We start from the raw sequence: 271 nt of genomic DNA on the forward strand, positions 1-271 counted from the left end.
TTCAATCGTCAAATAATCCAAGGCCTGCTGGAAGAGTAGCTCATGGTCGTCAGTGCTTAAAAATGCATGATAAATAGACTCTGGCTCATTATCGACAGACAGCAACAGACAGTAAAGTAGGCAAGTAAAACTTCGTTTTTGTGTGGGGCCTTCTAGGGAAAATGGCTTGGTTTCTTGAGAGAATTGCAGTAGCGACTGTGCTTGTTCTCTTGTAATCAAGCCCTCCAAAAAGATATGGCAAAAACTAGCATAGACCAGTTCGTCGCGTATA

The 271-nt window shown here is 42.4% G+C and carries 1 pseudogene; it reads right to left on the bottom strand.

The features are described 5' to 3' along the window. Window positions 1-219 (bottom strand): annotated as a pseudogene (locus tag C1G53_RS13390) (DUF2785 domain-containing protein); the annotation flags it as partial. Between the last annotated feature and the right edge of the window lie 52 nt (window positions 220-271).

Origin of the sequence: Streptococcus suis, from assembly GCF_002960445.1 — a bacterium.
GTDB classification, from domain to species: Bacteria; Bacillota; Bacilli; order Lactobacillales; family Streptococcaceae; genus Streptococcus; species Streptococcus hyiners.